The organism is Pseudomonas sp. AGC41 (assembly GCF_057334555.1).
The window spans coordinates 1-6,668 of the sequence record NZ_JBHFJB010000097.1; the positions used below are offsets into that span (position 1 = coordinate 1).

At 60.5% G+C, this 6,668-nt stretch carries 10 protein-coding genes; 7 read left to right on the top strand and 3 right to left on the bottom strand.

Annotation, left to right across the window (positions count from 1 at the left end):
* From ACE04F_RS17045 to ACE04F_RS17065, 5 genes are all read left to right on the top strand, one after another.
* Window positions 1–182, top strand: a 182-nt coding sequence (locus ACE04F_RS17045; RefSeq protein ID WP_486108479.1) for an NADH-quinone oxidoreductase subunit K, incomplete at its 5' end; no start/stop codon positions are given.
* Window positions 179–1,864, top strand: coding sequence for a monovalent cation/H+ antiporter subunit D (locus tag ACE04F_RS17050; RefSeq protein ID WP_486108182.1), 1,686 nt, complete (start codon window positions 179–181; stop codon window positions 1,862–1,864). The genes ACE04F_RS17045 and ACE04F_RS17050, both read left to right, overlap by 4 nt.
* Window positions 1,861–2,349 (top strand): Na+/H+ antiporter subunit E, encoded by a 489-nt coding sequence (locus tag ACE04F_RS17055; RefSeq protein WP_486108184.1) that lies wholly within the window; start codon window positions 1,861–1,863, stop codon window positions 2,347–2,349. The genes ACE04F_RS17050 and ACE04F_RS17055 overlap by 4 nt, the downstream gene beginning before the upstream one ends.
* Window positions 2,346–2,624: a K+/H+ antiporter subunit F gene (locus ACE04F_RS17060; protein ID WP_186615355.1), complete on the top strand. Its 279-nt coding sequence runs from the start codon at window positions 2,346–2,348 to the stop codon at window positions 2,622–2,624. The genes ACE04F_RS17055 and ACE04F_RS17060 overlap by 4 nt, the downstream gene beginning before the upstream one ends.
* Window positions 2,621–2,974 carry a Na+/H+ antiporter subunit G gene (locus tag ACE04F_RS17065; RefSeq protein WP_486108186.1) on the top strand — a complete coding sequence of 118 codons (354 nt, stop codon included), beginning with the start codon at window positions 2,621–2,623 and terminating at the stop codon, window positions 2,972–2,974. Before ACE04F_RS17060 ends, ACE04F_RS17065 begins: the two co-directional genes overlap by 4 nt.
* A 104-nt stretch (window positions 2,975–3,078) precedes the next feature.
* Here the strand turns inward: ACE04F_RS17065 and ACE04F_RS17070 are convergent, their stop codons facing one another.
* From ACE04F_RS17070 to ACE04F_RS17080, 3 genes are all read right to left on the bottom strand, one after another.
* The gene (locus ACE04F_RS17070) at window positions 3,079–3,516 is read right to left on the bottom strand and encodes a DUF3995 domain-containing protein (protein WP_486108481.1); all 438 of its coding nucleotides are present in this window, start codon (window positions 3,514–3,516) and stop codon (window positions 3,079–3,081) included.
* 137 nt (window positions 3,517–3,653) lie between these two features.
* Window positions 3,654–4,670 (bottom strand): ABC transporter substrate-binding protein, encoded by a 1,017-nt coding sequence (locus ACE04F_RS17075; RefSeq protein ID WP_486108483.1) that lies wholly within the window; start codon window positions 4,668–4,670, stop codon window positions 3,654–3,656.
* Between the two features lie 183 nt (window positions 4,671–4,853).
* Window positions 4,854–5,303 carry a hypothetical protein gene (locus tag ACE04F_RS17080; protein ID WP_486108489.1) on the bottom strand — a complete coding sequence of 150 codons (450 nt, stop codon included), beginning with the start codon at window positions 5,301–5,303 and terminating at the stop codon, window positions 4,854–4,856.
* 776 nt (window positions 5,304–6,079) lie between these two features.
* Between ACE04F_RS17080 and ACE04F_RS17085 the strand changes: the two genes are divergently transcribed.
* Window positions 6,080–6,310: a hypothetical protein gene (locus ACE04F_RS17085; RefSeq protein ID WP_486108485.1), complete on the top strand. Its 231-nt coding sequence runs from the start codon at window positions 6,080–6,082 to the stop codon at window positions 6,308–6,310.
* An 89-nt stretch (window positions 6,311–6,399) separates the two neighbouring features.
* Complete coding sequence (locus ACE04F_RS17090; RefSeq protein ID WP_486108487.1) at window positions 6,400–6,636, top strand: DUF2789 family protein; 237 nt, start codon at window positions 6,400–6,402, stop codon at window positions 6,634–6,636.
* Window positions 6,637–6,668 lie beyond the last annotated feature (32 nt).

A 6,668-nucleotide genomic window follows, 5' to 3' on the forward strand; every position in this document is an offset into this window, starting at 1 on the left:
CGATCATCAAGGACGGCGTGCCCCAGGACCTGCTGCACTACACCGATCCGTTGCCCCAGGCGCTGGTGCTGACCGCCATCGTGATCAGCTTCGCCATGACTGCCTTGTTCCTCGTCGTCCTGCTCGCGTCCCGGGGACTGACCGGCACCGACCATGTGGACGGTCGGGAGCCGAAGGAATGACGTTGACGCCGCACTTGATCGCCGCGCCCATCCTGCTTCCGTTGCTGACCGCCGCGCTGATGCTGATGCTCGGCGAAAAGCACCGCCCGCTCAAGGCGCGGATCAACCTGTTCTCCAGCCTGCTGGGCCTGGGCGTCGCCGTGCTGTTGTTGCGCTGGACCCAGGAGCAGGCGCTGCCCGCGTCCATTGGCGTGTATCTGCCCGGCAACTGGCAGGCGCCGTTCGGCATTGTGCTGGTGGTCGATCGTCTGTCGGCGCTGATGCTGGTGCTGACCGGCATCATTGGCGTCTGCGCGCTGCTGTTCGCCATGGCGCGTTGGGACCGGGCCGGAGCGAGTTTCCATGCGTTGTTCCAGATCCAGCTGATGGGGCTTTATGGGGCCTTCCTCACGGCGGACCTGTTCAACCTGTTCGTATTTTTCGAGGTGCTGCTGGCCGCGTCCTACGGCCTGATGCTGCATGGCTCGGGCCGGGCGCGGGTGTCGTCGGGGCTGCACTACATTTCCATCAACCTGCTGGCCTCGTCGCTGTTCCTGATTGGCGCAGCTCTGATCTACGGCGTCACCGGGACCTTGAACATGGCCGACCTGGCTTTGAAGGTGCCCCTGGTGCCGGAAGCCGACCGCGGCCTGCTGCACGCCGGCGCGGCGATCCTGGCGGTGGCGTTCCTGGCCAAGGCCGGCATGTGGCCGCTGAATTTCTGGCTGGTGCCGGCCTACAGTGCGGCCAGTGCGCCGGTGGCGGCACTGTTTGCGATCATGACCAAGGTCGGCGTCTACACCATCCTGCGGCTGTGGACCTTGCTATTCTCCGGTCAGGCCGGCGCCTCGGCTTATTTCGGCGCTGACTGGCTGGTCTACGGCGGCCTGGCCACTATCGCCTGCGCAGCCATCGCCATCCTCGCGGCCCAACGCCTGGAGCGCATGGCCAGCCTGAGTATCCTGGTCTCGGCCGGCATCCTGCTGTCAGCCATCGGTTTTGCCCAGCCAAACCTGGTGGGGGCGGCGCTGTTCTATCTGGTGAGCTCAACCCTGGCGCTGTGCGCGCTGTTTTTGCTGGCCGAGTTGATCGAGCGTTCACGCTCGGCCAATGATCTGCCGTTGGAAGACGATCTCGACAGCCTACCGCGACCGCTGGAATCGCTGCAGCCGCCCAAAGGCATCAACCTCGACGACGAACAGAAAGCCGTAGTCGGCCAAGTCATCCCCTGGACCATGGCCTTCCTCGGCCTGAGCTTCATCGCCTGTGCGCTGCTGATTATCGGCATGCCACCGCTTTCCGGCTTCATCGCAAAACTCGGCTTGCTCAGCGCACTGCTCAACCCCCAAGGCCTCGGAACAAGTACCGACACGCCCGTCTCTGGCGCCGCCTGGGGCCTGTTGGCGCTATTGATCCTGTCCGGGCTCGCCGCGCTGATCGCCTTCTCGCGCCTGGGCATCCAGCGCTTCTGGACGCCACAGGAGCGGCCGTCGCCACTGTTGCGGCCGTTCGAATGCGTGCCGATCATCGCGCTGCTCGGCCTGGGGATCGCCCTGACCTTCAAGGCGGAGCCGCTGCTGCGCTACACCCAGTCCGCCGCCGACGCCTTGAATACGCCCGAACATTACGTAATGGCGGTACTTGGCACCCGCGCGGTCCCCAACCCGCAAGTCGACACCGCAGTGCAGGCGGTGCAGCCATGAAGCGCCTGTTCCCCGCCCCCTGGTTGTCGCTGGCGTTGTGGCTGCTCTGGCTGCTGTTGAACCTGTCCGTCAGTGCTGGCCACCTGCTGCTGGGCGCGGCGCTGGGTTTCCTGGCGCCGTTGATGATGCGTCCACTGCGGCCGCGGCCCATTCGTATCCGCCGGCCCGGGGTCATGCTGCGGCTGTTCCTGCGGGTGGGACGCGATGTGCTGGTGTCCAACCTGGCCGTCGCCTGGGGCGTACTGAACGCCGGACGCCGCCCGCCTCGCTCCCGTTTCGTCAAGGTGCCGCTGGACCTGCACGATGCCAATGGCCTGGCGGTGCTTTCCATGATCACCACGGTGATTCCCGGGACGGTCTGGTCGGAGCTGGCGCTGGACCGCAGCATCCTGTTGATGCACGTGTTCGATCTGGGGGATGAAGGCGCATTCATAGCGCACTTCAAGGCCACCTACGAGCGCCCGTTGATGGAGATTTTCGAATGAGCCCGTTGCTGTCCAACGCCATCCTGCTGAGCCTGTTCCTGTTCTCGCTGACCATGGTCCTGACCCTGGTGCGCCTGTTCAAAGGCCCCTCGGCACAAGACCGGGTCCTGGCCCTCGACTACCTGTACATCGTCGCGATGCTGATGATGCTGGTGCTGGGCATCCGTTATGCCAGTGACACCTACTTCGAGGCCGCGCTGCTGATCGCCCTGTTCGGCTTTGTCGGCTCGTTTGCCCTGGCCAAGTTCCTCTTGCGTGGGGAGGTGATCGAATGACCATGGAGCTGTCGATGTGGGTGGAAATTTCAGTGGCAATCCTGCTGGTGGCCAGCAGCCTGTTCGCCCTGCTCGGGGCAGTCGGGCTGGTACGGTTGAAGGATTATTTCCAGCGCATGCACCCCCCTGCCCTGGCGTCGACGCTGGGCGCCTGGTGCGTTGCCCTCGCCTCGATCATCTACTTTTCCGCGATCAAGTCCGGGCCGGTACTGCATGCCTGGTTGATACCGATCCTGCTGTCCATCACGGTACCGGTGACCACCCTGCTGCTGGCGCGGGCGGCGTTGTTCCGCAAGCGCATGGCGGGGGATGACGTGCCGGCGGAGGTGAGTAGTCGCGGGAACGAATGACAAACCGGCTTCGGTGAGTCAGGCTGATTTTTGTTCGGTTTTTTTGGGGCTGCTGCGCAGCCCAGCGGGAGCAAGCTCCCTCGCCACATGGGTTGTGGTTGTATTCAAGCCCACGCCACCGTCAGCAACCCCGCCCCCAGCACGACACACAACGGCGAATAGACCCAGGTGTCGAGCCGGGCAAACGTCGAGCCCTTGACCACCTTGAAGAAGCCCACCAGGTTCGACTCGCCAATGGCCCGGGCGAACATCAGCAAGGCAATCGCACTGATCAGCCATTGCAAGGCGCGATGAGTGACGGGCGGCGAAATCAGCCCGACCCGCAGGCACACCAGCAGCGCGATCATCAGCAGCGCGAGGGCCACTATCAGCGTCAGCCAACCCGACGGGTTGAACGCCGGTCGCAGCGTGTCGCCCTGCCTCACCGGAACCTGCGGCACCACCGCCAGGGCTGCCCAGCGTCCACCGAGAGCCCAATACAAATGAAACAAGCTGATGGTCGCAAACACTGCGACCAGCGACCGAGCCAATAAAAGCGTCATTCGCCAGCCTCCTGAAAAAGGTTGAACAATCATCCTAGCTTGAATCTGACATTTCGCTGGATGGGCACAGGTTGCCAGCTTCCAGCGAATGACGATTTGCCCGGGATCAACTGTTCAACAGGCTGGCATCACTGGTTTCACAGCCCCGCCGCGACTTTGTCGGCAATATCCTTGGGCAACCAGGCCTGCCAGACCTGGGGATGGGCCTTGAGGAACGCCTCGGCAGCTTCGCGCGACGGCGTGCGTTTTTCGCTCATGTCGGCCAGGGCCTTGTTCAGCGGCTCGATGGGCAGGTCGACCTTGCTGAAGAACTCGGCAATATCCGGGTGCTGCTTCTGGAACGGCACGGACACACCGATCGACAGCTTCGAGGCCAGGGATCGAGTCGGTTTGGGATCTGGATTATCGGCGTCGGTCAGGGTTTTCCAGGCCTCGGCATCGAATGGCGGCTCTTGCAGTTGCACCAGTTTGAATCGCCCCAGCAACGGCGTGGGCGACCAGTAATAAAACAGGATGGGCTTGCCACGGCGGATCGAAGAGGTAATTTCAGCGTCGAGCGCAGCCCCGGAACCGCTGCGGAAATTCACGTAGCTGTCGGAAAGACCATAAGCCTTGAGTTTCTGCTTGTTGACCACTTCCGACGTCCAGCCGATGGGACTGTTGAGGAAGCGCCCCTTGTCCGGGCTTTCAGGATCCTTGAACACATGTTTGTAGCGCGCCAGGTCCTCGACGCTGCGCAGGTCCGGCGCCAACGGCTTGATCCCCTTGGCCGGGTCGCCCTTGATGACGTATTCGGGTACCCACCAGCCTTCGGTCGCGCCCTTTACCGTATCACCCAAGGCAACCACCTTGCCCTCGGCCTCGGCCTTGACCCACACCGGGCTACGCCCCGCCCATTCTTCGCCGATCACCTGGATATCGTTGTTGGCCAGGGCGGTTTCCAGGGTAATGGTGGTGCCCGGTAGCGTGTCTGTCGATAATCCGTAGCCCTTTTCAACGATGATCCGCAGGATGTCGGTGATCAGGCTGCCGCTTTCCCAGTTCAAATCGGCGAAGTGGATCGGCGCCGAAGCAGCAGCGGATGCCGGAAGTGGCGAAACCAACACAGCGAGGGTAGCGGCGCAAACAGCCAACCACTGTCGAACTCGTTTCATGCTTGATACCTCATGCCGACACAGCAATAACCGAACGGCGTTGCGAAGCGAACGCAAGCCTTGAATAGTTCAGTCAATTGACTGTAGCCAAGGTTCCAGCAAGAGCCTGTTAAAAACCGGTACAAATAGGAGACGGCCAAAAAAATTCAGCCCATGCGCCATTGACCAACGGGCGCGCACTGCCTACTCGCTGGCCTTGAACGTCACAAGCTCACCCTTGCGCCATTTCGCAGCCTTGGCGGTGACCGCTTTGAGCGTCTTGGTCAAACCTTCCTGCAACTGTTCATTGGCCGCGAACACGGTCAGCACGCTGTGGCCTTCCTTGAACAGAATTGCTTGGCCATCTGCAGTCGTGACGAATGCATAGTCACCGAGGCCATAGACCGTCAACTTGATTTCACGAAAGCGGATTTCAAACTTGCCACCCTCGCGACTTGGCAATACCGCCGCGCGGAAATGATCACCGACCTTGAGTTCAAGGCGAGGCTTGTCATCAACCACCAGCGCCGATTCCGTATCGAGTTCGGCAACATAGATGCCTTCGGCGGTTTGTTCGGTGATGTATACAAAACGTGACTGGAATAGCTTGACCAGCTTGGCCCGAAGGTCACCCAGTACGAATAACGCATGCATGTCGAGATTACTTACTGCCAAGGAAACATCCCCATCTTTGAATGACTCGCTCCGAAAGACGGACCACGAGAACCCGCAAGGTCGCAGTGACCTGTAGTTGAATTCGAATTGAACGGTGTGCCCAGACCCGGGCGAGAGAAGACTAATGGATTGCCACTCTCGCCGTCTTTGCCGACGATCGTCAGGGGCTGAAGGAAAACGCCACTCTGCGCATCGGAAAAGGTTGGACTACTAACTTTAGGGAAATTTCTCAGTTAAAAAAGCATTTTTCTGACATCGAGCGCAAAAAAAATTGCTTTAGATTAGGCCCAGCCGTCATACGGCGCCGTCGATTCTAGAGCAGCCGATGGCGTGCAGACTACTCGAAACAACCGGCAATTCGTCGGTAAACCATAGAAAAGGAATTCACATGGGTACTTCCTCCAACTTGCTGCGCCCTCTTCACTCCCGTGTTGCTCAAGCCTATGAGCCCTCTGAAGCCGAGAACCACCTCGCAACTGCCCTGATCCAGCCGCAATACCGAGTCGTCCTGGCCGGGACGTGTTTTTTTCACATCGAGGAAACGGCGACTGGACGTGTAAGAGGTTTCCGCGCCGATCATAACGAAGCCTGCTACCTGGCCAGGCGCCTCGAACAGAGTGCTTGCGTTTCTACGCCCCGTTCATGAGTTAACTCAGCCGCCGACACGCAACTGCTGCCATACTGGTCGCCCAGCGCAGGCCGCCATCCATTGGCAGTCTGAGCACAATAAAACGACTTAGAACGGAAGGCGCGACGTGACGGAACTGGATATCGGCGAATTTTTCATCCGGGGCGAAGCCAGAGAGGTCGAAGGCGAGTTCCAGGCCATCATTGTGATGCGCGCCAAATCACCTTCCAACGCTGTCACTTACCACCAGGTGGAGAAGGATCGCTGGTTCAAGACCACGGAAATTGCTGCCGAAGCCGCCAGGAATGCGGCACAGGCGTTGAAGCTTGCAGTGGATGAAGGTGCGCTGAAAGCCTGAAATCAATCGAACTCCTGATGCCCGCTTGCCCTCAGATGAGAGCAAGCAACCGAGGCGCCATCACGGCGCCCGTGAAAAAGGAGCTTCCCATGGAACAGCCATCCCACGACCTGAAGACCCTGTTTGATCAACTAGGCTTGCCTTCGGAAGGCAAGGCCATCGACGATTTCATCATGGCGCACCCGCTCGATCCGGACACCAAACTGGTCGATGCGCCTTTCTGGTCCGACCAGCAAAAAGACTTATTGCGTGAATGGCTGCTCGCCGACGGTGAAGAAGCGGTGCTGGTGGATCAGCTGAACGTGCGCTTGCACGACGGTAAATAACCCAAGAGCATCGCCAGACCGCTCTTGTGGCG